General features: G+C 69.7%; 17 protein-coding genes. 12 read left to right on the plus strand and 5 right to left on the minus strand.

The features are described 5' to 3' along the window. Nucleotides 1–26 precede the first annotated feature (26 nt). Nucleotides 27–6446 (minus strand): amino acid adenylation domain-containing protein, encoded by a 6420-nt coding sequence (locus ACWGR4_RS04490; protein WP_452128023.1) that lies wholly within the window; start codon nucleotides 6444–6446, stop codon nucleotides 27–29. Nucleotides 6447–6496: 50 nt separating this feature from the next. Then, entirely contained in the window at nucleotides 6497–7471 is a 975-nt protein-coding gene (locus tag ACWGR4_RS04495; protein ID WP_452128022.1) for an amidinotransferase, read from the minus strand. 479 nt (nucleotides 7472–7950) lie between these two features. On the opposite strand from ACWGR4_RS04495, the gene ACWGR4_RS04500 reads away from it, so the two are divergent. Genes ACWGR4_RS04500 through ACWGR4_RS04525 form a run of 6 tightly spaced genes read left to right on the plus strand, consistent with a single transcriptional unit; the run spans nucleotide 7951 to nucleotide 13991 of the window. Continuing rightward, a complete protein-coding gene (locus ACWGR4_RS04500) occupies nucleotides 7951–8898 on the plus strand; it encodes a class I SAM-dependent methyltransferase (RefSeq protein WP_380005759.1) in 948 nt (315 codons plus the stop codon). A gap of 58 nt (nucleotides 8899–8956) precedes the next feature. Continuing rightward, the gene (locus ACWGR4_RS04505) at nucleotides 8957–9436 is read left to right on the plus strand and encodes a VOC family protein (protein ID WP_452128021.1); all 480 of its coding nucleotides are present in this window, start codon (nucleotides 8957–8959) and stop codon (nucleotides 9434–9436) included. Next, nucleotides 9433–10398, plus strand: coding sequence for a hypothetical protein (locus ACWGR4_RS04510; RefSeq protein WP_452128020.1), 966 nt, complete (start codon nucleotides 9433–9435; stop codon nucleotides 10396–10398). Before ACWGR4_RS04505 ends, ACWGR4_RS04510 begins: the two co-directional genes overlap by 4 nt. Before the next feature lie 5 nt (nucleotides 10399–10403). After that, nucleotides 10404–11297 carry an LLM class flavin-dependent oxidoreductase gene (locus ACWGR4_RS04515; protein ID WP_380006097.1) on the plus strand — a complete coding sequence of 298 codons (894 nt, stop codon included), beginning with the start codon at nucleotides 10404–10406 and terminating at the stop codon, nucleotides 11295–11297. After that, a complete protein-coding gene (locus tag ACWGR4_RS04520) occupies nucleotides 11294–12172 on the plus strand; it encodes a PhzF family phenazine biosynthesis protein (RefSeq protein WP_380005753.1) in 879 nt (292 codons plus the stop codon). Before ACWGR4_RS04515 ends, ACWGR4_RS04520 begins: the two co-directional genes overlap by 4 nt. A 22-nt stretch (nucleotides 12173–12194) precedes the next feature. Further along, nucleotides 12195–13991, plus strand: a complete 1797-nt coding sequence (locus tag ACWGR4_RS04525) for a gamma-glutamyltransferase family protein (protein ID WP_452128019.1) — start codon at nucleotides 12195–12197, stop codon at nucleotides 13989–13991. Nucleotides 13992–14045: 54 nt separating this feature from the next. Here ACWGR4_RS04525 and ACWGR4_RS04530 read toward each other — a convergent pair whose 3' ends face one another. The 3 genes from ACWGR4_RS04530 to ACWGR4_RS04540 form a co-directional block, all read right to left on the minus strand. Beyond that, complete coding sequence (locus ACWGR4_RS04530; protein WP_452128018.1) at nucleotides 14046–15365, minus strand: MFS transporter; 1320 nt, start codon at nucleotides 15363–15365, stop codon at nucleotides 14046–14048. A gap of 490 nt (nucleotides 15366–15855) precedes the next feature. Next, a complete protein-coding gene (locus ACWGR4_RS04535; RefSeq protein ID WP_380005747.1) occupies nucleotides 15856–16779 on the minus strand; it encodes an endo-beta-N-acetylglucosaminidase H in 924 nt (307 codons plus the stop codon). 146 nt (nucleotides 16780–16925) lie between these two features. Beyond that, nucleotides 16926–17198, minus strand: a complete 273-nt coding sequence (locus ACWGR4_RS04540) for a hypothetical protein (RefSeq protein ID WP_452128017.1) — start codon at nucleotides 17196–17198, stop codon at nucleotides 16926–16928. Nucleotides 17199–17595: 397 nt separating this feature from the next. Here ACWGR4_RS04540 and ACWGR4_RS04545 point away from each other — a divergent pair, with 397 nt between their 5' ends. The 6 genes from ACWGR4_RS04545 (at nucleotide 17596) to ACWGR4_RS04570 (ending at nucleotide 26862) form a co-directional block, all read left to right on the plus strand. Next, entirely contained in the window at nucleotides 17596–18690 is a 1095-nt protein-coding gene (locus ACWGR4_RS04545; protein WP_380005743.1) for a LacI family DNA-binding transcriptional regulator, read from the plus strand. A gap of 423 nt (nucleotides 18691–19113) precedes the next feature. Beyond that, a complete protein-coding gene (locus tag ACWGR4_RS04550; RefSeq protein WP_380005741.1) occupies nucleotides 19114–20412 on the plus strand; it encodes an extracellular solute-binding protein in 1299 nt (432 codons plus the stop codon). Between the two features lie 73 nt (nucleotides 20413–20485). Beyond that, nucleotides 20486–21361 (plus strand): carbohydrate ABC transporter permease, encoded by an 876-nt coding sequence (locus ACWGR4_RS04555; protein ID WP_380005739.1) that lies wholly within the window; start codon nucleotides 20486–20488, stop codon nucleotides 21359–21361. 107 nt (nucleotides 21362–21468) lie between these two features. Further along, entirely contained in the window at nucleotides 21469–22335 is an 867-nt protein-coding gene (locus tag ACWGR4_RS04560; protein ID WP_452128016.1) for a carbohydrate ABC transporter permease, read from the plus strand. Nucleotides 22336–22410: 75 nt separating this feature from the next. After that, a complete protein-coding gene (locus ACWGR4_RS04565; RefSeq protein WP_452128015.1) occupies nucleotides 22411–23733 on the plus strand; it encodes a glycoside hydrolase 5 family protein in 1323 nt (440 codons plus the stop codon). Nucleotides 23734–23814: 81 nt separating this feature from the next. After that, on the plus strand, nucleotides 23815–26862 hold the full coding sequence (locus ACWGR4_RS04570; protein ID WP_452128014.1) for an alpha-mannosidase: 3048 nt from the start codon (nucleotides 23815–23817) through the stop codon (nucleotides 26860–26862). The last annotated feature ends 71 nt before the right edge of the window (nucleotides 26863–26933 follow it).

Genomic DNA, 26933 nt, shown 5'->3' on the forward strand with positions numbered 1-26933 from the left:
CCCCAGGTGGGTGCGGTCCGAGTCGATCACGAGCCGTCGCTCCGTTCCTCGGCCGCGGGCCCCGGACGGGGCATCCGCCGCAACGCCGGCCGGCGCGAACGTTTCGTGCCCTTGATCCGGGCGGCCAGCGCCGCCGGCGTCGGTGCCTCGAACACCGCGCCCACCTCGACGTCGATGCTCAGCACGGTCCTGATCCGGCTCGTCAGTCGGGTGGCCAGGAGCGAATGACCGCCGAAGTCGAAGAAGGAGTCGTCCGGTCCGACCCGCTCCAGTCGCAGTACGTCCGCGAACAGCGCACACAGGGCCTCCTCTTCCGGCGTAGCCGGTGCCCGGGTCGAGGCGAACTGCGCGAAGTCCGGGGCGGGCAGCGCCCGGCGATGGACCTTGCCGCTCACGGTCAGCGGCAGGTCGGCCAGGATCAGCACCGCGGTGGGCACCAGGAAGTCCGGCACCGACTCGGCCACGAAGCGGCGCAGCACGACCGGGTCCGGACGGGTGCCCGCGGCCGGCACGACGTAGGCGACCAGCCGCTTCTCTCCCGCCCGGTCCTCGCGCACGACGACCGCGACCCGGTCGACGTCCGGGTGCCGGGCGAGCACCACCTCCACCTCTCCGGGCTCGATCCGAAACCCGCGCACCTTGACCTGATCGTCGACGCGGCCCACATAGTCCAACCGGCCGTCGCCGGACCAGCGCACCAGGTCGCCGGTGCGGTACATGCGCTCGCCGGGGCCGTCGAAGGGGTTCGGCACGAACCGGTCGGCGGTCAGGCCGGGGCGATTCCAGTACCCGCGGGCCAGGGCCGCGCCGGCGATGTACAACTCACCGGTCACCCCCGGCGGAACCGGCCGCAGGGTCCGATCCAGCACGTACATCCGGGCGTTCCAGATCGGCGTGCCCAACGGCGCGGTCGAGGACTGCCAGTGCGTCAGGTCCGCCGGCAGCGAGAAGGCGGTCACCAGATGCGTCTCGGTGGGGCCGTAGAGATTGTGCAGCCGCACCTTCGGCCGCGCGGACAGGAACTCCCGGACCCCGGGGGTCAGTCGCAGTACCTCGCCGCCCTGTCCGATGTCGCGCAGTGCCGGCAGCGCCAACCCCTGGGCCAGGGCCGCCTCGCACACCGCCTCCACCATCACGTTCGGCGCGCAGAACTGCTCCACCTCGTGCTTGTCCAGCCATCTGGTGAACGCCGCCGGGTCGCGCCGGACCTCGTCGTCGGGGACGACCAGGTGCCTGCCGGAGGTGAGGGTCTCGATGATCTCCCAGGCCGAGACGTCGAAGCTGATCGCCGCGAACTGCGCCACCGGGCCGCCGATGCCCGTCCGCTCCCGCCGGACCCACCGGGCGTGCGCCTGCACCAGGTTCACCATCGCACCCGTACCCATGGTGACGCCCTTGGGTCTGCCGGTCGAGCCGGACGTGTGGATCACATACGCCGGGTGCAGCGCCGACAACGGCCCGGTCCGTTCGTCGTCGCGCAGGTCGTCGGTCGACTCGGCGGCCGCCGCGGCGCCGGTCCGCGGCTCGTCCAGGAGCAGGCGCGGGACGCCGGGCGGCAGTTCTGCACTCGTGCGCACGGTGGTCAGCAGCAGGGCCGGCCGGACGTCGTCGAGGAGGAAGGCGATCCGCTCGGCCGGATATTGCGGGTCCAGCGGCAGGTACGCCGCGCCCGCCTTGAGCACCGCCCACACCGCCGCCACCAGGTCGAGCGAGCGCGGCACGGCCAGGGCGACCACGGATTCGGGCCCCACCCCGGCGGCCACCAGCAGCCTCGCCAGCCGGTTCACCCGGGCGTTGAACTCGCGGTACGTCATGCTGCCGTCGGGCGCGGTGACCGCCGTGCGCTCGGGGTCCTGCTCGACCCGGGACTCGAACAGGGCCGGCAGCGTGGTCTCGACGACCGGGTGATCCGTGTCGTTCCACTCCCGCACCACCCGCTCGCGCTCGCCGGGCGCCCACAGTTCGAACGCGCCGATCCGGCGGGTGGGCTCGCTCACCACCTGTGCGAGCAGGCGCCGCAGCCGGTCCGCGATGGACGACGCCGTGCTCCGGTCGAACAGGTCGGTGCCGAAGAGCAGGGCGCCGCTCAGTCCGGTGGGGCCCTGCGACCCGGCGGAGTCGTCGTCGAACTCCACCACCAGGTCGAACGGGGACATGCCGGTCCACACCGACTCGGGGTGCACCTCGATGCCGGGCAGCACCAGTTCGCCCGAGCGAGTGTTGCGCAGCACGAGCGCCACCTGGAACAGGGGATGCCGGGCCAGGGAACGCTCCACCGCCAGGTCGCCGACCAGCAGTTCGAAGGGGACGTCCTGGTGGGCGTAGGCGTCCAGGCAGGTTTCCCGCACCCGGGCGAGCAACTCGGTGAAGGTCGGATCTCCCGACAGGTCCGTACGCACAACGAGGGTGTTGGTGAAGAACCCCACCAGTTCCTCCAGCGCGTCGTCCAGACGTCCGGCCACCGGCGCACCGATGGGGACGTCGTCGCCGGCGCCGAGCTTGGACAGCAGCACGGCCAGCACGGCCTGGAGCACCATGAACGTGCTCGCGTCGTGTGCCCGGGCCAGGTTCACCAGCCCCAGGTGCACGTGCGCCGGGATCTCCAGCGGAACCGAGTCGCCCGCGTAGGAGGGCAGGGCGGGCCTGGGCCGGTCCGACGGGAGGCTGATCTCCTGTGGCAGCTCGGCCAGGGCCCGCCGCCAGTAGGCCAGTTGTCGGGCGTGGACACTGTCCGGATCCGCCGCCGAGCCGAGCCGGTCCCGCTGCCACAGGGTGTAGTCGGCGTACTGGACCGGGAGCGGCGCCCAGCCGGGGTCCCGTCCGGCGGCGCGCTCGGTGTATGCCCGGCCCAGATCGGCCAACAGCGGACGCAACGACCAGGCGTCGCCGGCGATGTGGTGCATCACCAGCAACAGGACGTGTTCCGTGGGCGACAGGGCGACCAATCGCGCGCGCAGCGGGATCTCCGACTCCAGGTCGAACGCCTGCCGGGTGGCCCGGGCCAGGTCCTGTGCCAGGTCGGCCGGGTCGATCGGCACCACGGGCAGGTCGAGGTCGACCGAGTCGGCGGAGAGCACGTGCTGATACGGATGGCCGTCGTCGGCCGGGAACACGGTGCGCAGCACCTCGTGCCGGCCCACCAGGTCGCGCAGCGCGGCGCGCAGGGCGGCGACGTCCAGGGCACCGAGCAGACGCAGCCCCATGCCCTCGTTGTACGTGGCGATCGGCCCCTGGAATTGTCGAAGGAACCACAGTCGGGACTGGGCGAACGACAGCGGGATCCGGTCGGGCCGCACCGCCGGGACCAGTGCGGGCCGGGCCGGGCCGGCCGTGTCGAGCCGGGCGGCCAGTGCCGCGACGGTCGGTGCCTCGTACACGGTCCGAATACCCGTTTCCCGGCCCAGCACGGTCCGGATCCGGGTGAGCAGGCGCGTCGCCGACAGGGAGTGGCCGCCCAGCGCGAAGAAGCTGTCGTCGACGCCGATCGAGGTCAGGCCCAGCACCTCGGCGAAGATCGCGCACAGCGCCTTCTCCGCGGGCGTGCCGGGCTCGCGTCCGCCGCTCGGGGCTTGGCGGGAAGGTGCGGGCAGGGCGCGCTCGTCCACCTTCCCCGCGGTGGTCAACGGCAGCGCGTCCAGCACGACGAAGGCGGCCGGCACCATGTAGTCGGGCAGGAAGCCGGCCACCTGCGCACGGATCGCGGCGATGTCCGGCCGCGCTCCCGCCGCGGGCACCAGGTAGCCGACCAGGCGCTTGTCGGTGCCGGGGTCCTCGCGCACCACGGCGATGGCGGCGGCGACGCCGGCGCACCGGGCCAGGGCGGCCTGCACCTCGCCCGGCTCGATCCGGAAGCCGCGGATCTTGACCTGGCGGTCCGCCCGCCCGACGAAGTCCAGATCGCCGTCCGACGTCCAGCGCACCAGGTCCCCGGTACGGTACATCCGCGATCCGGGCGCACCGAAGGGGTTCGGGACGAAGCGCTCGGCGGTGAGGCCGGGGCGCCGCAGATAGCCCCGGGCCAGACCGGGTCCGGCGACGTAGAGTTCGCCGACGGCGCCCGGGGGCAGCAGGTGCAGACCGGCGTCCAGCACGTACGCCGTGGCGTGGGCGACCGGTGGGCCGATCGGCGGCGATCGTCCGTCGGAGGGCGCGACACACAGTTTCTGCGCAGCGTCGACGGTGGTCTCGGTGGGTCCGTATCCGTTCCAGAACTCTCGTCCGTCCGCGGCCCACTGGTCCACGAGCGTTGCCGGCACGCGCTCGCCACCGGCGGACACCGTGCGCAGCGCGGGCAGTTCGTCGGGCCGCAGCAGATGCATCAGGGCCGGGGACAGATGCGCGACGGTGACCCGGTGGGCGGCCATCAGCCGTTGCAGGGCTTCGGCGTCGAGCCGTTGGTCGTCGTCGGCCAGCACGATCTGTGCCCCGGCGGCCAGGGAGACCCACAGTTCGAGCATGGAACCGTCGAAGGTGAAGGCGTACGCCGCCAGGACACGGTCCTGCTCGCCCACGCCGTACGCCTGGACGGCGTGCGCCACGTACCGGGCGATCGACCGGTGTTCGATCACCACCCCCTTGGGGCGTCCGGTCGACCCCGAGGTGTAGATCACGTACGCCGGATGCGCCGGGAGGAGGTCGGGCGAGGGTGCGTCGCGTGACTCGGCGAGGGGCGTCCGGTCGGCGGCGCCGGTGACCTCGTCCACCACCAGACACCGTGGCCCGGTCCAGCCGGGTGGAAGTCCCCGCGCCAGGTCCGCCGTCGTCACCACCAGAGCCGGTCGCGCGTCGTCGAGCATGTACGCGATGCGCTCCGGCGGGTACCCGGGATCGATCGGCACGTAGGCGCCTCCGGCGGTGAGCGTGGCCAGGAAGGCCACCACGCCCGCCGGGGAGCGGGGCAGCAGTACGGCCACGAACTGCTCGGGTCCGACGCTTCGCTCGGTGAGCACGCGGGCCAGCCGCCCCGCCCGGGCCCGGAGTTCGGCATACGTCAAGGAGGTGTCCCCGTACACCAGCGCGGTCCGCTCCGGGGTGCGCAGGGCCTGCTCGGCGAGCAACTCGGACAGGGTGCGCGGGGGGAGCGGTGCGGAGGACGGGTTCCACCGGGTCAGGAGCAGCCGCCGAACGGCGGCCGGCAGTACGTCGATTCGGCCCACCGGGGTGTTGCCCGGCGTGTCGACGATGCGGTCGAGCGCTTCGTCGAGCAGGCGCGCGCAGCCGCCATGCGTGCGCTCGTCGAACCGGTCGGGGTCGGCGTCGACGGCCAGTTGCAGGCTGCCGTCGCGCGAGATGTCCCACAGGTTCAGGGAGATCTCCTCGAAGGGCCCGGTGGCGAGGTTGTGGGCGACGAAGGGCCGGCCGGCGAGGGTGACTCGGTAGTCGAACGGCATGACGTTCAGGGAGACCGCCCAGGGCACCTCCCCCGGGGCGAGGCCGAGGTCGTGGCGGATGTCCTCGTAGCGGTATCGCTGGTGGCGCATCGCCTCCAGGACCTGGACAACGCTTCGGTCGACCAGGTCCGCCACGGTCGTCTCGGGATGCACCGACAGGCGGATGGGGACCACGTTGGCCACGACTCCGGGAATGGTTTGCTCGATGCCGGGGCCGCGACCGGGTACGGCGAAGCCGATGACCACGTCCGTCTCGCCCGTGGCCCGGGCGGCGAAGAGCGCGGTGGCCGCGACCGCGAGGCCGGCCAGGTTGGTTCCGAAACCGCGGCAGGCGGAACGGAGTCGGTCGGCCGCCGCGGGGTCCAGGTTCCTCGTCTCGCGCCGGCGCGCGCGGGCCGGTCCTTGCACCGCCCCGCCGGCCAGGGACACCGGGCGGGGCCGGTCCGCCAGCAGGTCGAGCCAGTACCGCCGATCCTCGTCGAACGCGGGGGAGGCGCGGTACGCCGCATCGGCGTCGACGAGGGCCTGCACGGATTCGAAGGGTTCGCCGTCGGCCGAGCCGCCTTCGAACAGGGCGGTGTAGAGCTCGGCGACGCGGGCGACCACCAGGGGAAAGCCGAATCCGTCGTTCACGATGTGGTGGCAGCCCTGGTACCAGTGGAAACGCCGATCGTGCAGCTTGAAGAGCGCGAACGTGACGAGCGGCCCGCGTTCGAGGTCGCGCGGGCGGGCCAGATCGGCGCTCATCCACTCCAGCGCGGACCGGTGCGGGTCCCGGTCCGCGCTCACATCGACGACGTGCAGGCGATGTTCGAGGTCCGGGTCGACCTCCTGGCGGAGTCCGTCCTCGTCCTCGAAGAATCTCAGCCGCAGGGTCTGTGCCTCGGACACGGTCTGCCGCAATGCCTCCTCGAACAGGCCGATGTCGAGGAAGCCGTCGATGTCGAGATACTCGCCCTCGTTGAGGATCGGGCTCTCGGGGTCGAATCGATGGGCGTACCACAGGCCCCGCTGCCCTGCCATGAGCTCGATACGTCCGGCGCTGCGGTCCGACATCTCACACTCCAGATCGAGACGACGCTTGGCGAGGTGCTCCCTGCGGTGGGTCAGCCGGGGTAATCGAGATAGGAGTCGAGTCCGCCGCTGCGTCGCACGTCGAGGGTGGCGCAGTGGAAGGAGCCACCGAAACTGTTGAAGTTGCGGAAGCTGCACGGAATGGGGGTGAAGCCCCACTCCTTCATCGCGGAGATCATCGGCTCGTCGCCGCGTTCGACCACGACGCGGTTCTCGTCCAGCATCAGGACGTTCATGTTGATCCACTTGCTGGTCAGGTAGAGCGGGTGACTGTCGGGAATCACCGGCCGGGGGGCGCGCAGCACGTCCCAGCCCTTGAAGATCGCGGGTACCTTCGACACTCGCTCGGGGTGCACGAGCAGCTTCCCGGGAGCCAGCGGGGCCAGCGTGGCGTCGATGTGCATGGGGTGCGTGTCGTCGAACTCGAGGACGTGGATGCGGTATCGATCACCGAGATGGCGGCGCAGCCAGTCGATGCCGAACTCGTTCGTGACGTTGCTCTTCTGCGCGATGATGTCGCGCCCGAGCCGCAGGAAGTCGGCCGCGTCGAAGGTCGGCTCGAACTCGGTCACGATCAGCCGGGTCGGCATCCCCTCGGCCGGCTCGGTCCAGGTCAAGTCGTATTGTTCGTCGGTGAGTTCGGGCTTGGGTCCGGCGCTCCACCGGGCGCCGGTCCGGAAGTACTCCTTCAGGAGCGGCCGGTAGGCGAGGGTTTCGTAGTACCGGGAGCGCCAGGCCATCGGGCACTCGATGACGTCCTCGCCCACCACCAGGAGGCAGTCCCGCGGCATGGCCGCGTACAGACCGGTGCTGGTCCAGTCGCGCGTGGCGTAGGGCGTGCGCTGCGCGACCGGCTCGGGGCGTCGGACCCGCACCCCCTCGGCTTCGAGGATGTGCACGAACTCGTCGAGTTCCCTGCGGGCAGCGGCGATCAGCTCCGCGGGAAACGGTTGCCCGCCGCAACGGCGGAAGGTCTCGTGCTGGTGCGCCGGAATGACCGGTTCCAATGACGCATGCCACGGGGGAAACGTGGCGTCGTCAACTATCCCGACAATCACTTCTTCGAGTGGATCCCACTCGGTATATGACGAGATGGAAGAATTTCCTGATAAGGGTATGTCTGCTGACGAATCGGACAACGTGAACTCCAGTCACTCTGCCGCATTCCGGTCCGACGGTCGCGCCAAGCCCTATCCAGGGAGGCCGCGAGGCAGGCGGGGTGACATCGATTCAAGCCGCCATCCCGGCGTGCCGAGTGGTCGGCGGCCCTGGTCGTCCAGGTGGGTCATGGTGAACCTGCCGTCGGTGCGGTCGCCCTGTCAACATGGCGTGGATGTGACGCACGTCACTTGCGTTATCCGATTGTGATCATGGATATTAAATGTCGCCTGTCGTAAATTTTTGTTTCTCACCATTTTGCGTGAGAGGGGTGGATGTGACGCCGGGGGACAGCGAAAGAGCGATAATCCACATATACAATTCTGCGGTGGCGGCCTCGGCCATCGGTGCCGCCTGGGAACTCGGTATGTTTGACGAGTTACACACGCAGGGAATGCTCGACGTGCAGATTTTCGCGACCGAACGGGGACTCGACACCGCTTCCGTTCTCGGCCTCTTTCGGGCGCTGTCGGCGGTCGGGATCGTCGAACGCGAAGAGTTCAAGATATTACCGGGCGTCCACTTCTCCGAGGCATACCGAAACAAATCGTTCTTTCACTGGCTCACCAGGGGGAGTGCCGATCTGTTCCGGCGGGCGCCCGAGGTCGTGCGCACCGAGAACCGGGTGGGAAATTTCTGCCCGCGCGACAGCGCCGCCATCGCCTTCGCGTGCCGGGAGATCAGCAAGTTCTGCTACGACCCCTGGTTCTGGCAGACGGTGCAGGGACTGGACTTCGACTTTCACGTCGTCGCCGACCTGGGCTGCGGCAGCGGCGAGCGGCTCATGCAACTCCTCGGCCGCCATCCGGGTACCCGGGCCGTGGGCATCGACATCGCCCAGCCGGCCGTACGGATGGCAACCGCCGCAGCGGCCGCGGCCGGCCTCGCCGACCGGATGACGTTCGTGCAGGCCGACGTGCTGACGATGGCCCCGGTTCCGGCGTTCGAAGAGGTCGAACTCCTGACCTGTTTCATGATGGGGCACGACTTCTGGCCCCGGCAAAGGTGCATCGAAAACCTTCGGCGGCTGCGCACCCTGTTCCCGCGGGCGCGCAGATTCCTGCTGGGTGACGCCACCCGCAGCGAGGGAGTCGCCGACCGTGACCTGCCGATCTTCGCGCTGGGATTCGAGGTCGCGCACGACATGATGGGCACCTTCATTCCGACCGTGCGCGACTGGGAATCCGTTTTCGAGGAAGGCGGTTGGCGGCTCAGGAGTAAAAATTCGATCGACATCGCCGTCGGCGAGGTCATCTTCGAACTCGAAAGGCTCTGAGCCACGCAGGATGTCGGAACCGGCCGACGCGGGCCGCCGGCCACCGGAGAGGATTCGTATGCCCGATCTCGAATCGGTGCCCGTTCTGCACCACATCGCGGTGCAGACGGACAACCTCGACAACTCGATTTCATGGTACGAGGACTTCTTCGGCGGCCGGCTGACCTGGGCGACGGACATATTCTCGGACCTGACCGTTTCCCGCCTGCCCGGCGTCGTGCGGATGGCCGAACTGGCCGTCGGGGCCGTGCACTTCCATCTCTTCGAACGCGGCACCCCCGCCGAGGGCCGGGCCGCGCCGGACGCACCTCGTTTCCAACACGTGTGCCTGAGCGTCGAAACGCCCGCCGAACTGCGTACCTGGCGCAGCCGTTGGTTGGAACTCTCCCGTTCGCACCGCTACGCGTTCGTCGACCCGGAGCAACCCACCGAGATCGTGACCGACGCGCAGGGCACCCAAAGTTTCTACTGTCTCGACGTGAACGGCCTGGAATTCGAGTTCACCTGCATCGGGGGAGCAGTGGGGGAAAACGCATGAGGCGCCCGTCGGCCGTCGCCGCACTCTCCCTGCCCGGTACCAGCGGCTGGGACTTCGGCGACTACCCCTACGGCCTGGAACCGCTGACGATGCCCGCGCCGAACAGCGCCGCGCCCGACGGCGGCAGTCGCGACGAAGCCGACCTCGACGACGCGTGCCTGGGCTTTCTGGCCCGGGCCAAGGAGGGCTTCGGGATCACCCCGCCCGTCGACGACAGCCGCCTGGGGCAATTGTTCTGGTTTCGCTGGATCATCGGCCATCACGTCTCCTTCGTGATCTGGCGCCTGCTGGCGGACGAACTGTCGCGACTGTCCTCGAACCCGAAGGACCGCGAGGCCGCCTCGGTCGCCGTGACGGAATACGTGCGGGCGTACTGCGGGATGCTGCTGTACACGGGCTCGTGCAACAGCGCCATCTACAACGCGGACATCCGACCGAGCATGCATCGGCTGCACAGCACCTTCAGCGGTACCTGGGCGCCGGACTACCCGCCGGTACGAAGCCTGTTCCGAGGCCGGAAACTGCCGCCCGTGGTCGACTCCGAGCGGGAACGGCTGGTCCGACAGGTCGAGTTGAGCCACCGCATCCACCTGGGGGTCGCGGCCAAGCTGGTGGAAGGCGGCAGGTCGCTGCTCCAGCAGTCGGTCGCGCAACGCGACGCCAACCAGCCCCGCATGTGGGAGGGGATCTTCGACTGCTACTTCCTGACCCTGCGGGCGCCGACCACGCGGCAGGAGATCCTGGCGCAATTGCTGCGGCGCAACAAGGCCATCGTGATGGACCTCGCCACGAACGGCCTGTACCCGGGGTCGCCGGAGAGCCGGGACGAGACATTGGCGGAGATGCGACACCCCGACATCGTGGAGTGCGAGGACGATCTGACCCCCTCGCTCTTTCGCGTCGCCGGTCTGGCCGCCGGCTTCTCCGCGGCCCGGGTGGCCAAGGAGATGACCGCCTCGTGAGCGCCATGCGGCACGGGGTGATCCTGCTGCCCGAGCAGCGCTGGTCGCACGCGCGGCGACTGTGGACGCGCGCCGAGGAACTCGGCTTCGACCACGCGTGGACCTACGACCACCTGATGTGGCGATGGTTGCGCGAAAAGCCCTGGTTCGGCGCCGTCCCCACGCTGGCGGCCGCGGCCGAGGCCACCTCCCGGATCGGACTCGGGACGATGGTCGCCGGCGCGTCCTACCGGCACCCGGTGACCTTCGCCAAGGAATTGATGACCCTCGACGACATCTCGGACGGCCGGCTGATCTGCGGACTCGGCGCCGGCGCCGGAGGCCACGACGACCGGGTGCTGGGCCACACACCGCCGTCCCCGGCCGAACGCCACGACCGTTTCGCGGAGTTCGTCGAAATGACCGACCTGCTGCTGCGCCGACGGGTGACCGACCACCGGGGTGCCTGGTTCGAAGCCCACGGCGCCTTCATGGTGCCGGGCTGCGTCCAGCGCCCGCGCCTGCCCCTGGCCATCGCCGCGACCGGCCCCAGAGGCATCCGGCTGGCGGCTCGCCACGCCGACATCTGGGTGACGGCCGGCGACCCCGGCTGGGGTGAACCGAGCGGCTACGCACCGGCGATCGCGAAGCTTCGCGCACAGGCGCACGCCCTCGACGCGGCGTGCGCGGACATCGGCCGCGACCCCTCGACGGTGCGCCGCCTGGTCGTCACCGGCGCGATGATCACCGGCGTGATCGATTCGGTGGACGCCTACGAGGACGCCTGCGGCCTGTTCGCGGACATCGGCTTCACCGACCTGGTCGTCCATTGGCCCCGAGCCGACTTCCCCTACCAGGGCAGCCCAGAGGTCGTGGAGCGGATCGCCGGCAAGCTCTTCACGTCGACGGGCACACGATGATCGGCTACGAGCTCGTCAACATGTTCACCGACCGTCCCTTCACGGGCAGCGCCCTGGCCGTGGTCCCCGACGCGACGGGACTGTCGTCCGCCGTGATGCAGTGCGTCGCGGCGGAACTCGGCGCCGCGGAAACCGCCTTCGTCCTCCCCGCGACCTCGCCCCACGCGTCGTACCGGGTGCGCGTCTTCGGTCCGGACGCCGAATCACCGCACGGCGCGCATTCCGGCGTGGGGACCGCCGCCACGCTGGCCCGGTTGGGCCGCGTTCCCACCGGCCGGCTGGTGCAGGAATGTGGCACCGGACGCCAGGTGCTCGCGGCGCGGGCCGACCGCGCCACCCTGCACGCGAGCGGGCCGGTGCGCGGCGAGCCGCTGGATCGGCAACCACTGCTCGACGCGGTGGGGCTGACCGAGGCAGACCTCGCCGATACGGACGGCGACGGCGGGCCGCGACTGGCGGGCTTCGGCGGGGGCTTCGCGGTGCTCCCGGTCCGCGCCGGCGCGATCGCCCGGGCCCGACCCGACTACGCGCACATGCGCGACGTCGCTCTGCCGGCTCTGTGCCTGTTCACCTGGGACCCGGCCGATCGCCTCGCCCGGGCCCGGCTGTTCGCCCCCGGCTTCGGCATCCCCGAGGACCCCGCCTGCGGACCGGTGGCCATGGCCCTGGGCGGGTGGCTGATCGTCGCCGGCCGACTGCCCGCCACGAACGGCGAGCACGGATACACGGTCCGCCAGGGAGCCGAGGCGGGCCGCCCCGCACTGCTCGAGTGCACGGTGACGGTCGAGAACGGCCTCGTGGTGCGAGGCAGCGTGACCGGCCGGGTGACACCGGTCGCCTCCGGACACCTCGCGGACCCCGTCGAATCCCCTTGACCGACCCCCGGAAGGACGTCTCGTGCTGCATCGTCCGGAACTGCACGGCACCGCGTGCGCGGTCTCCTCCACGCACTGGCTCGCTTCGGCGGCGGGCGTGGCGATGTTCGATCGCGGCGGGAACGCGTTCGACGCCGCCACCGCCGCGGCCCTGGTCATCCAGGTGGTGGAGCCGCATCTCAACGGCCCCGGCGGAGACGTCCCGATCATGGTCTACGACGCGGCGACCGGGTCCACCCAGGTCGTCTGCGGACAGGGCCCGATGCCGCGGCAGGCGACGCCCGAGGCGTTTCGCCGGCGCGGGCTGGCGGTGATACCCGGCTCCGGCCTGCTGGCGGCCACCGTGCCCGGAGCCTTCGGCGCCTGGATGCGCCTGCTGCGCGACTTCGGCCGGCTGACGGTACAGGACGTGCTGGAGCCCGCGATCGGCTACGCCGAGGACGGATATCCGCTGCTGCCCAAAACCGCCGCGATGATCGAGGTGATGGCGCCGCTCTTCCGCGACGAGTGGACCGAGTCCGGCCGTACCTATCTGCACCACGGCGCGGCTCCCGCGCCCGGCGCCCGGATGCGCAATCCGGCGCTGGCCCGGACGTATCGCCGCATCCTTGCCGAGGCCACGGCCGGCGGACGAACGCGCGAGGCACAGGCGGACGCCGCGATCTCGGCCTTCTACGAGGGATTCGTCGCCGAGGCCGTCGACCGGTTCATGGCGACCGAGGAGCCGATCGACTCCACCGGCCGGCACAACGGCGGCTTGCTCACCGGCGACGACCTGGCCGGCTGGCGAGTACCCGTCGAGGCCACCGTGACCCTCGACTACCGCGGTCACAGCGTGCACAAGGCGGGTCCCTGGTCCCAAGGCCCGGTCTTCCTCCAGCAACTGGCCCTGCTGGAGGGCTTCGACATCAACGCGATGGGCTTCGGGAGCGCGGACCACGTGCACACCGTGATCGAGTCCGCCAAGTTGGCCTTCGCGGACCGGGAGGCGTGGTACGGCGACCCGGAGCACGCCGACGTGCCGCTGGCCGGCCTCCTCGACCCCGCCTACGCGGCGGCCCGCCGGACCCTGATCGGATCCGAGGCGTCCGATGTCCTGCGCCCCGGCTCCCCCGACGGTCGAAAGCCGTGGATCCCCCCGGTACTGGACGTGTCCGCCTCCTCCGGCGACCCGGACTGGCTGCGGCAGTTGGCCGACGGCATCCCGACCGTCCTGCAGCGGACGGCGGCGAAGGGCGACACGTGCTGCGTGAGTGCGACCGATCGCGACGGCAACATGGTGGTCGCCACCCCCAGCGGCGGGTGGCTCAAGAGCTCGCCGGTGGTCCCCGGTCTCGGATTTGCGCTGGGCACCCGAGGCCAGATGGCCTGGTTGGACGAGGAACACAACAACTCCGTCGCTCCCGGCAAACGGCCGCGTACGACGCTCAGTCCGACCTTGGCGCTCCGGGACGGCGCGCCCTACCTGGCCTTCGGTACGCCCGGGGGCGACCAACAGGACCAGTGGACCCTGAACTTCTTCGTCAACCACGTCGACTTCGGCATGAGCCCCCAGCAGGCGGTGGAAGCGGCGACCTTCCACACCGATCACGTACCGAGCTCGTTCACGCCCCGCCAGGCGCGGCCACTGGCCGCGGTCTTGGAGCAGGACGGGTTCGATCCGGCCGTCCTGACCGAGCTTCGCCGGCGCGGCCACGAGGTGCAGACGGTCGCGCCGATGACCTTGGGCAAGGTGTGTGCCACGGGCCCGGACTCGCACGGCGGCGTGCTGGCGGCGGCGAGTCCGCGTGGGCAACAGGCGTACGCGGTCGTTCGGTGACCGTGGACGGGCGCGGTGGGAGCCGCGCCCGGCCCTGCGGAAAGCGGTGCCCGGTCACCGGGGGAGCGTCGGATCGTCGACCGGATCCGGATCCGGATCCGGATCCGGGTCCGGATCGGCTGTGCCGTCGAGTCCGGCGGGTCGGCTTCGCACCGCCTCGAGACTGGCCAACCCGGGGACCACGACGAGGGACGTGAGCAGGACGACACCGCCGAGAACGACGGGGGTGCGCACGGAGAACGCGGAACCGAGCCAGCCGCCGAGTCCGGCGCCGACCAGGATCCCCAGACGGCTCAGCAACAGGTAACAGCTGTTGACCCGACCGAGAAGCCGACGCGGTACGACCCGTTGCCTGAGGGAGACCACCTGCACGTTCCAGGTCACCACACCGAAACTGGCCACGGCATACAGGACGGCCGCCAAGGCCACGGAGGAGCCGATCCCCAGACCCAGCAGTGAGGCTCCCATCAGGAAGAAGGACAGACCGATTCTGGACGTCAGGCCGAGGCGGTCGCGCAGCCGGCCCGAGGTGACGCCGGCCAACGCTCCGCCGACGGCACCCGAGGCCAACACCATGCCGTACGCCACGGGCGACGCCCCCAGGGTCTTCGTCAACAGCAGCACCAGCATGGTGACCGCCAGATAGAAAGCCATCGACGCCACCGCTGCCACGATGGCCAGCAGCCGGATCCCGCGGTGCCTCCAGGTCCAGCGAACGCCCTCGCGGATGTCCGCCGCCACCGGGCGACGAGGTGACGGCGTGCTCGCGCTCGACCGACCCAACGCGGCCACCAGGGCGGCGGCCAGGACGAAGGAGACGCCGTCCACGGCGAACGGGTACCCCGCGCCGACAACGAACAGGGCGGAGCCCAGCAGCGGGCCGGCGAAGTGTCCGCCGACGATGAGACCGCCCTCCAGACGACCGTTGGCGGCCTCGAGTTGCTCGGGCCGCACCACATCCGGCAGGGCGGACGTGGACGCGTTGACGAAGACCGTCTCGCCGCACCCGAGCACGAAGGCCAGCAGGGCCGGCACCACCAACGGCGGGCTCGCGACCAGCACCCACGCGGCGAAGCCCAGGACCACCACGGCGCGCACCAGGTCGACCTGCCACATCAGGCGCCGCCGGTCGAACCGGTCGGCCAGGACACCCCCCACCAAGGACATCACCAGCCAGGGCAGCGTTCCGGCCACCGTCACCAACGCCACGGCGCTCGGTGACGACGACACCGTGGCGGCCAACAAGGGCAGGGCCGCGTCCCGCATGCCGTCACCCACGGCGGAGACCGACGAGGCCGACCACAGCAGCGTGAACTTCCTGCCCAGCCTCGACGCCGGAAGCCCCTGCGATGCCGCCGATTTCGCCGTAGTCACCGACCCAGTCTGGCAGCCGGCCGGCCCCGACGAACGGGAGACGAGAGGGATGGCGCCCGGCAGGCACCAACACGCCGACGGCGCATTCGACCCGAATACCCTGCGGAAGGCCTGCGGTGGCGACCTGACCCACACTCCGTGTCGCCCGCAGCGGACGGTCGTTCTCGTCCGCCGCGGGCGATTTCGTCGAACCCGGTACGGCTCCCGGCGGGGACTGGACGAGTGCCCTGGGAGGGCTGGTTCTCCGAGGACCGTCTCCGGATGTGGCGGTGCGCCACACGGCTCGCGGCGAAGCCGCCGGAGAGGCCCCCGCCCGGTAGGACGGTGCGGTGCAGAGGTGAGGCATGGAAAAGCGCATGATCAACAGAGGTGAGGAGCCGTGCCGGGCCGCGCCCCGACATCGCTGTCACGGGCGCGGCTTGCGCGAGTCGTCCCCTATCGGAAGCGACGAGCCCCGAGAGTGCACCATGCGCCGGGAAGCGCGGTTGCCCTACGGCGTGTAGAGGGCGTCGGTGCCGTACAACTCCCTGGTGAACGCGGAGACATCGGCGCTGCGATCGGTGCCGTCGAGGTTGTACGTGAGAAACACGCCGTACCCCTCGCGGACGGTGCGGCGGGCGAGGCCGGCGGCCGTGCCCTGCGAGGTTCCGCCGATCTCGACGGCCGCCGGTGACAGCTTCGACTTCGGCAGCGCGATACCGGGGACCCGCCAGGTGCCGTAGTAGGGGTTCCAGGCGTAGTCGAACTTGGAGGAGACGTCGACGCCGCCGTAGGACAGGCGCGACGCGGACGGGCCGATGTTGTAGAGGCTGATGATCTTGTTCGGCATGTTCGCCCGTAGCGCCGTCACCACGTGCACGAACGAGCTGCTGTTGGGCCGGCCGGTGCCGTTGTTGCCGTACTCGGCGTACTCGTCGTCGAAGTCGATGCCGTCCAGGCCGTACCTGGTCACGGCGTCCGACAGCTGTGTCGCGAACGCCGAAGCCGCCTGCTGCGAGGGGAAGTTGGCGAAGCCCGCGCCCTGGTGGTTGCCGAGCACCGAGAGGACGACCTTGATGCCCTTGCGCTGCAACGGTCGGACCTCGGTGGCAACATTGTCGAGAACGCGCTGCACGTTTTCGTTGAAGTACAGATAGGCCGACTTCGTTTCCGTGTCGTAGTTGATGTTCGCTGCGAAGATCACGGCTACGTCGAAGACGTTGCCGCCGCTGTTGGCGAGGGTGTATTTGCCCACGTTCAGCATGCTCTGATCGTTCACCTCGACGTACGCCACCGAGGTCGGCCCCTGCTTCATGGGGGCGGGGGCGGGGGCCGCTGCCGCGCCGGTCGGGGCGGTCGCGCCGAAAGTGAGAGCCGCGATGGTCGAGAGCGCGAGCGCGGCTGTCCGCATTCTGCGCCGTAGCAGTTTCGACATGGTCGATCGATCTCCCGTCGTAGGAGTCGGCGCCCGACCTGTTCGGAAGCGCCGAGTGAGCCGGTGGTGTCGCGTCGCCCGGTCGGGTTCCGGGCGCGCCGCACCGAAGGGGGAAGGCGTCGTCCGACCCCCTGGTCGAAGGGTGCTCACGGGCGGTGGACCGCCACGTCGGTCACGGTCGGCGGGCCGGCGCCCGGGCGGGCGCAGGTCAGGGCCGAAGCCAGGGACGCCTCGGCCGGTACCTGTGTCAGCAGGTTCGGGTGCAGGAGGGTGGCGGGGTCGTGGGTGCCCAGGACGGTCACGTGGGTCATCCGCGTGGTGATCCAGGTGTGCACGGTGTGGTCGGACGAGGCAACACCCACGTCGTCCAGCCGGTCGAACCCGCCGCCGGCCGGGCGCGCACCCCGCGCGAACGTCACCAATCGATCGAACTCCGCGTCCGACCACCGCGATTGACCGGGTGGCTCCGGCGGTCCAGGCTCCATGTCGGCCCTGCCCTCATTCTCGTCGACGCGCTGACGGCGTCGGGTGCGGGAGATCCGGCGGCCCCGGGTTGCGCACGGCACCTCTTGCGGCCGGCGGAGCCGAGGACGCCACCGATTCCGGGGAACCCGGCGGGGCCGCCGGGATGATGCGGATGAGCCGAACGTCAGATTGACGGCTGCCACCGGGGCTGTCAACGGTTTCTTTCGCACCAATTCGCCGATGCCGACAACAGGCGAGGTGGGGATGGGTAGGCCGCTCAACTAATTCGCTTTAGTACACACTGGATCAAGCGCATTACCCGGGCGACACGGCTGGGGTAGGCTTCGCGCCATGGATGCCACGGACCCGCCGGAGCCCGGTCGCCGGAGGCCGACCCGCCGTCCCACGATGAAGGACATCGCCCGGCGGGCGGGGGTGTCGGAGAGCGCGGTCTCCTTCGCGCTCAACGACCGTCCCGGGGTCTCACCCACGACCCGTGACCGGGTTCGACGAGTGGCCGAGGAACTCGGTTGGCGGGCCAGCACCGCGGCCAGGGCGCTGTCCGGCGAGGGTTCGGCCACCGTGGGCCTGGTCCTGGCTCGGCCCGCGCGGACGCTCGAAGTGGAGTCCTTCTTTCTGCGACTCGTCTCCGGTATCCAGGAGTCGCTTGCCGTGCGCCACCTGGGACTGCTCTTCCAGGTGGTGGAGGACGTGGCCGAGGAGTGCGCGGTCTACCGCCGGTGGTGGGCGGAGCGCCGGGTGGACGGTCTGCTCGTCGTCGATCCGAGACTGGACGACCCGCGCCCGCGGCTGCTCGACGAACTCGGCCTGCCGGCCGTCGTCATCGGAGCGCTCGCCACGCACACGCCGGCCTATCCGGGCATCTCCACGGTATGGGCTGACGACGCGGCCGCGATGGCATCGATCGTCGGACACCTGCACGGGCTCGGTCATCGCCGAATTCTGCACATCGCGGGCCTGCCCGCACTCGTGCACACCCGGCGCCGGGTGGATTCGCTTCGGGCGGAGGCGGCCCGGCTGGGGTCGGTCGACGTCACCTCGGTGCCCACGGACTACTCCGAGGCCGAGGGCGCCGAGGTCACCCGCAGGGCCCTCGAGGCACCGCGGCCCCCGACGGCGATCGTCTACGACAACGACATACTGGCCATGGCGGGCCTTGCGGTCGCGGTCGAGGGCGGGCTCGTGGTGCCGCGGGACCTGTCCATCGTCGCCTGGGACGACTCCGTCCTGTGCCGTACCGCGCATCCACCGCTGACCTCCCTGGTCCGCGACACCGCGGCCTACGGCCGCCATGCGACGGAGCAGCTCCTGCGCCTGCTGGACGGCGGCCCGGCGAGCGTGGTCCCGGATCCCCTGCCCACCCTGGTGGCCCGCGGCAGCACGGCAGCGCCCGCCGAAGCGCGGCGGGTCCGACCGCGCGGTTGACGGGGGGCCCAGCCCGCCCCGGGTCCTGTGCCGGCCGGGGCCCGATCGGCGCTCCCGCGGTGCCTGTCCCCGGTGCGTCCGGCGGCCCGGGGGATCGGCTCGGCGCGAATCGGCGCGATCCCCTGGGCTCGTCGCCGTACGGGCTTCGCATGTTCCGGGACGGGGATCCGCGGTGGGGCTGCACGCGCGTCACGGCATGGTCCCCACGTGTCGGCGAGACGGGATCTTCCACGGCCGCGTCTTGACATGTATTCCGGGGTCGTTCCATAGTTTTGTTCACCGGCTATAGCGCTTTAGTTCGCCTCCCGGTTCGCCTCGTAAAACCTGCGTCCGGTTGCGGTCGGCGCTTTCTACGGCGTTCTTCGGGCACGGCCCGGCATCCCCATGCACCGCCCTTTCGGTTCGACGAGAAAGTTGGCGCTCATGCACTTCAGACTCAAGTTCGCGGGGGCCCTCGCCGCGGTCGCGGTTCTGCTGCCCCTGGCCGGTTGCGGTGTCGGCGGCGGCGACAAGCAGGCCGACCACAAGACCGTCGCCACGGACACCCCGCTCAAGGGCTCCGTGACGTTCCAGACCTGGTCGCTGAAGAACGACAAGTTCACGCCCTACTTCACCGCGCTCATCGCGGACTTCCAGACGAAGCACCCCGGTACCACCATCAACTGGATCGACCAGCCGGGCGACGGATACTCGACCAAGGTCAGCAGCCAGGTGACCAGCGGCAGCCTGCCGGACGTCGTCAACCTGCCGCCCGACATCGCACATTCGATGGCCAAGGTGGGCGCACTGCTCGACCTGACCAAGAACGTGCCCACACTCTCCGCCGACTACGTCAAGAGCGGCCTGGACGCCTACACGTTCCCCGACTTCGCGAACGCCACCTACGGACTGCCCTGGTACCTCGGCACGGACGTCAGCTACTGGAACAAGACCATGCTCACCCGCAACGGGCTCGATCCCACGAAGCCGCCGAAGACCTTCGAAGACCTGCTCGCCCAGGCAAAGATCATGCATGACAGGTCCGGCGGCAAGGATTTCCTGATGAGCCGCTCGCCCGGCCTCTCCGACATCGTCGACTCCGGTACGAAACTGATGACCGCCGACGGGAAGAGGTTCGACTTCAGCACCCCCGGCGCGCAGGCGATGCTGGACCGGTATACCGAGGCGTTCCAAGCGGGCTACTTGCCGTCCAACGTGCTCACCGACACCTACGAGGGCAACTCGACGCTGTTCTCCAAGCAACAGGTGGCGTGGACCACGGGCGCCGGCAACTACATCGACAGCCTCGCGCAGACCAACCCCACACTCGCCGCCCAGGTCGTCCCCTCGCCGGCCCTGAACACCCCACCGCTGTACGTGCAGGGCATCTCCGTCGCCGCGAAGAGCAAGAACCTGCCGCTGGCGCTGGCGTTCGCCAGGTTCGTGACGGACAACGCCAACCAGACGGCCTTCGTCAAGCTGGCCCAGGGTTACCTCCCCGGCACCGCCGCCGCGGCCGCCGACCCGGTGTACAGCAGGAGCGACGGCACACCCCAAGGCGACGCCACGGCCCTCGCATACCAGGGCATGCAGCACGCGGTGAACTTCACGCCTCCCGGGTGGACGGACGCGATGAACACCTACCTCAACCAGCAGATCGCACTCGCGATGACCGGGAAGCAATCGTCCAAGCAGGCGCTCGACAACGCCGTCACCAAAGCGAACCAACTGCTCAGCGACTGACACCCGCCCCCATGTGCCGTCGGCGGGTGCGTTCCCGCTTGCCCGTCGGCGGTCCCGGACCCATGAGGAGATCATGAGGCCCCACCGCTGGTACACGCCATGGCTGCTGGTTCTCCCCGCGTTCGCGTTCCTGGCCCTGTTCAGCCTGTGGCCGGCGGTCAACACCGGGGTGCTGTCCTTCACCAACGTCCACACCCTGACCGGCGGGCACTTCGTCGGACTGCGCAACTACCACCGAATACTGGACGACCCGCAGTTGCGGGACGCCTTGGTCAACTGCCTTGTCTACGTCGCGGTTTGCGTTCCGCTGCTCACCATGCTGCCGCTGCTTCTCGCGTTGCTGGTGGAGCGAAACCTGCCGTTCATGGCGTTCTTCAGAACCGTCCTGTACTTCCCCGTGATCGCCTCGGCCGTGGTCGTCGCACTCATCTGGCAGTGGCTCCTGGACGACCGCGGAATCGCCAACGGACTGGCGCAGCAGGCAGATGTGATCCACTCCGCGATCCCGTTCCTGACCGGCAGGTGGCTGCTGCTGTTCAGCGCCATCGCCCTGACGGTCTGGAAGGGCCTCGGCTACTACATGATCCTCTACCTGTCGGCGCTGGGACACGTGCGCCGCGAGCTGCACGAGGCGGCCGCGGTCGACGGCGCGGGAGCGGTACGGCGGTTTTGGTCCGTCACCGTCCCCGGGGTCCGAGGCACCATGCTGCTGGCATCGATGCTCGTCACGGTGTCGGCCATGCGGGTCTTCACCGAGTTGTACATCCTCGGCGGCAGGACCGGGGGCGTCGGTGGCCGGGACGTCTCCGTCGTCATGTTGATCCAGCAGTCCGTGTCCGGCAGCGACGGCCGCGTGGGATACGCCTCCGCGCTCAGCGTCCTGTTGTTCGTGATCACCATCGGGCCGATGGCACTTCTGGTCCTGCTCAACCGGAGGGCAGAGCGCTGAGCACCGTTCACGAGCACGCGGATCGGGCCGACCACGCCGATCACGTCAACGGCGCGGTCGTTGCCCGCGCCACCGAATCCGGGAGCCGCCCGAAGTTCGCCGGTCCGGTGGGCCGCCGCCGGCGGGGCCGGCGCTCCCGCGCCCTCGGCCGCAGTACCCCGGCCGGCCTGGTGGCCCGCTACACGACACTGCTGTTCGCCACGCTCCTCACGATCGGACCGCTGTTGTGGGAGCTGTCGACCTCGCTCAAGAGCAAGAGCGAGGACGTCTACGCGGCCACGCCGCAGTTCGTGCCGCACCACCCGACATTCGACAACTACGGCGAGGTCGCCCGTACGATCCCGGTCTGGCACTTCGCCGCCAACTCCCTTGTGGTCGCCGTCCTTTGCGTGGCCGGGAATCTGGTCGGAGCCACCTTCGCCGGATTCGCCCTGGCCCGGCTGCGGTTCCGGGGCCGGGGATTGGTGTTCGGGTTGTTCCTGTCCGCCCTGCTGCTTCCGGCCGAGGTCACGATCATCTCCCAGTTCCAGACCATCACCCGCCTGGGCCTGGGGGACTCGCTGCTGGGGGTGGCCCTGCCCGGCATGATCGGCGCGCTCAACGTACTGCTGATGCGCAACGCCTTCCTGTCGATCCCCCAGGACATCGACGAGGCCGCGGTCATCGACGGCGCGACCGTCCTGCAGCGGATCCGTTTCGTCGGTCTGCCGAACGTCAAGGGCACGCTGGCCGTGATCGCGATCCTGACGTTCATCGGCGCATGGGACGACTTCCTGTGGCCGTTGCTGGTCCTGCAGACACCGTCCAATCTGACGCTCACCGTCGGCCTGTCCTACCTGAAAAGCACCTTCTCCGCCGATCCGCGGACCATCGCGGCCGGCGCGATGATCGCGCTGGTGCCCATCCTCGTCCTGTTCGTCTGCCTGCAACGGCTCTTCTTCAAGGGCGTCGGGGAGGGCGCCGTGAAGGGCTGAGCCAGGTACCGCGCGGGTTTTCGCCCATCACCCCGGCGGCCACACCGCCCCTTGCACGGAGGAAGCTTCGCGCCCATGCCCGAGCCCCGGCACGTCTCCCCAGGGTCCACGAGGCCCACAGCCCCCACCGCGCCGACTCCCGCGGCCACTTCGACGACACCGCGCTTCGGTGTCAACTACACCCCCAGCGTCGGCTGGTTCCACCACTGGTTGGACTTCGATCCGGACGCCGTGCGCGCGGATTTGGACGCGATCAGCGCGCTGGGGATGGACCACATCCGGGTCTTCCCCCTGTGGCCGCTGTTCCAGCCGAACCGGACGCTGATCCGGCCGCGCGCCGTCGAGCAATTGGTGGCGCTGGCAGAGGCGGCCGGCGAGTGTGGGCTCGACGTGAGCGTGGACGGACTCCAGGGACATCTGTCCAGCTTCGACTTCCAGCCCTCGTGGCTCCGGACATGGCACCGGCGCAACATGTTCACCGACCCGCAGGCGCTCTCCGGCGAGGAGGAGTATCTGCGGACCCTGGCAGCGGCCCTGGCCGACCGTCCCAACTTCCTCGGCATGACGCTGGGCAACGAGACCAACCAATTCTCCGGCGACCCGCACCCGGACCCGGACCGGATCAGCTCCGAGCAGGCCGCGGCATGGCTGGAGCGCATGCTCGAGGCATGCGAGACCGGAGCACCGGGCCGGTTCCACCTGCACTGCTCCTACGACGCGGCCTGGTACCTGGACGACCATCCCTTCACCCCGGCCCACTCGGCCCGCATCGGCGCCGCCACGGCGGTCCATTCCTGGGTCTTCAACGGAACCGCGCAGCGCTACGGCGCGAAGTCGACGGCGTCGAACCAGCACGCCGCGTACCTGATCGAATTGTCGAAGGCATGGTCGGCCGGTGTGCACCGGCCGGTGTGGCTGCAGGAGGTCGGTGCCCCGGCGCCTCACATAGCGGCCGCAGATGCCGCCGACTTCACCCGCAAGACCATCGAGAACGCGCTGGACTGCGAAGACCTGTGGGGTGTCACGTGGTGGTGCTCGCACGACATCGACCGCGCGTTGGCGGACTTTCCCGAGGTGGAATACAGCCTCGGACTGCTGACGCACCACCAGGAGCCGAAGCCTGCCGGTCTGGAGATCGCCAAGATCGTCGACGAGGTGCGCCGGCGGGGCCACGAGCCGCAACCGCGTACCACCGCCCTCGTCCTCGACCTCCCCGACACCGTGACCACGCGCTCGACCTGCGGCCCCGGGGGCGCGTACTTCGAAGCGTTCATGCGCCTGGCCGAAGAGGGCGTGCGGCCCACCACCGTGCTGGCCGAACGTGTCGGGGATCAGACCCACCTGGACGCCCGAGGGATCACCGAAATCGTGAGGGTGGGAGAGGTCACGGCATGTTGACCGTCGCCGACCCGCCGCCGGACGCTTTTTCACCCGCCCATCCCCGGCCACACAGCCGCCACCGATTCTGGAGCCGCAGCGATGCATGATGACCGGTCTTTGATCGAAAGCCGCCTCAAGCGCGTCCTGGAAGAGCGCGTCATACCCGCGATCTACCCCGAGTCGGTGCCTCTCCGGATCGGAATCTGGGTCGCGCCCGGCGAGCCGGTGCCGGTGGCCGAGGGGCTGGCCGCACCGCGAACCCCCATCGAAACCGGAGCGAAGTGGGGTGCGCCCTGGGGGACGAGCTGGCTGACGGTTTCCGGGACCGTGCCCACCGCATGGGCCGGGAAGACCGTCGAGGCGCTGATCGATTTGGGCTTCGACAAGAACATGCCCGGATTCCAGTGCGAGGGCCTCGTCTACCGGCCGGACGGTACCCCGGTCAAGGGCCTCAATCCGCGCAATCAGTGGGTACGGATCGCTGCGCCGGCGGTCGGTGGGGAAGAGGTGTTGCTGCATGTCGAGGCCGCATCCAACCCGGTCGTGCTCGACTACCACCCCTTCCTGCCGACCCTGCTCGGCGAGAAGGAGACCTCCGGGGACGAGCCGCAGTATCGGCTGCGGCGGATCGACCTCGCGGTGTTCGACCAGGACGTGTGGAACCTGGTGCAGGATCTCGAGGTGCTCGGGGAACTCATGCTGGAACTGCCCAAGGACGCCGGGCGCCGATACGAGATCGTGCGGGCGATCGAGCGGTCGTTGGACGCGATCGATCTGCAGGATGTGAACGGCACGGCCACCGCGGCACGGTCGCAGCTCGCGGAGGCCCTGTCGGTGCCGGCCACCGCGTCGGCGCACCGGCTGAGCGCAGTGGGTCATGCGCACATCGACTCGGCCTGGTTGTGGCCGCTCCGGGAGACGGTGCGCAAGGTCGCCCGGACGACAGCGAACATGACCGCACTGTTGGATGACGAACCGGACTTCGTCTACACGATGTCGCAGGCCGCCCAGTACGAGTTCGTCAAGGTGCACCGACCGGAGGTGTACGCCCGCGTGAAGAAGGCGGTCGCCGCCGGCCGTTTCGTGCCGACCGGTGGCATGTGGGTCGAGTCGGACACGAACATGCCCGGCTCCGAGGCCATGGCGCGGCAGTTCGTACACGGCAAACGATTCTTCCTGGACGAGTTCGGCATCGAGAACGACGAGGTATGGCTGCCCGACACGTTCGGGTTCGCCGGCGGACTGCCGCAAATCATCAAGGCCGCAGGCAGCAAATGGCTGCTGACCCAAAAGATCTCATGGAGCCAGATCAACAAGTTCCCCCACCACACGTTCCTGTGGGAGGGAATCGACGGAACACGAATCTTCACGCACTTCCCGCCGATCGACACCTACAACTGCTCGATGCACGGCCGCGAAATAGCGCACGCGGCACGCAACTTCAAGGACAAGGGTGTCGCCAGGCACTCGATGGCCCCGACCGGCTGGGGCGACGGCGGGGGCGGCACCACCCGGGAGATGATCGCGAAAGCCGCCCGGATGCGTGACCTGGAGGGGTCCGCCAAGGTCGCCTGGGAAAAACCCGCGGACTTCTTCGCCAAAGCGGAGGCCGAGTACGCGAACCCGCCTGTGTGGGTCGGGGAACTGTACCTGGAACTGCACCGCGCGACGCTGACCAGCCAGGCCAAGACCAAGCAGGGCAACCGACGCAGCGAACACCTGCTGCACGAGGCCGAACTCTGGGCCGCGACCGCCGCGGTACGAACCGGTTACGCCTACCCGTACCAGGCTCTGGACCGAATCTGGAAAACGGTGCTGCTGCATCAGTTCCACGACATTCTGCCGGGCTCGTCGATCGCGTGGGTGCACCGCGAGGCGGAGGCGACATACGCGGTGGTCGCTGCCGACCTCCACGCCATCATCGATGCGGCACAGCGTGCGTTGGCCGGCGATCCGGCCGCCGGCGACGTCATCGTGTTCAACGCCGCACCGCACACGCGCGGCGGTGTCGCCCCCGGAGCCGGTACCCGGGCCGCGGGCAGGTCGACCGGGTGCAGTCTCTCGACGCGCGACGACGGCTCATTCGTGCTGGACAACGGACTGATCCGAGTGACCGTGGACCAGCGCGGACTGGTGACGTCGGTCTACGACATCGCCGCCGGGCGGGAGTCGCTGGCCCCCCGACAGCCCGGCAACCTGCTCCAACTGCACCCCGACTTCCCGAACATGTGGGACGCGTGGGACGTCGACAAGTTCTACCGGAACACCGTGACCGACCTGACCGACGCCGACGAGGTGACGATCAACCAGGACACGGACGAGGCCGTCACGGTCCGTGTGGACCGTTCGTTCGGATCCTCGAAGGCCGTCCAGACGCTCACACTCACCGCCGGCGCCAAGCGCCTGGACATCGAGACCGAGGTCGACTGGCACGAGACCGAGAAGTTCCTCAAGTTGGCATTCCCCCTCGACATCCACACCGAACGCTACGCCTCCGAGACGCAGTTCGGACACCTCCACCGACCGACACACACGAACACGAGCTGGGAGCACGCCAAATTCGAGGCATGCAACCACCGTTTCCTGTATTTCGACGAACCGGGTTGGGGCGTGGCACTGGTCAACGACTCGACCTACGGCCACGACGTCACGCGGACCGTGCGTGAGGACCACGGCACCACCACCACGGTGCGAGCCTCGCTCCTGCGCGCGCCGCGTTTCCCCGACCCGGAGACCGACCAGGGAATGCACCGCTTCCGGCACGCGCTGGTGCCCGGCGCCGTCATCGGTGACGCGGTCCGCGAAGGTTGGGCGATCAACCTGCCCGAGCGCCGCATACCGGGCGACACGGAGGTCGCGCCGCTGGTGGGCATGGACAACGACGCCGTGATCGTCAGCGCCGTCAAGCTCGCCGACGACACGAGCGGCGACGTCGTCGTGCGGGTCTACGAGGCCAGAGGCGGCCGGGCCGAAACGCGCCTGACGGCGGGATTCCCCCATGCCGGCGTCGCCATCTGCGACCTGTTGGAGCGCCGAGTCGCCGACAGTGAGGGACCCGAACTCGAGGCGGACGGCGCCATCCGCCTGAAGTTGCGCCCCTTCGAGTTGGTCACACTGCGATTCACCCGTCGCTCGACCGGTGCCTGAACCGCCGTGGGGGCCGCCGGCGCCCCCCCCCGGCGCGGCGACGGCCCCCCCCCCGCCGGGGGGCGGGGCCC

The sequence above is a fragment of the Embleya sp. NPDC055664 genome (assembly GCF_053618075.1).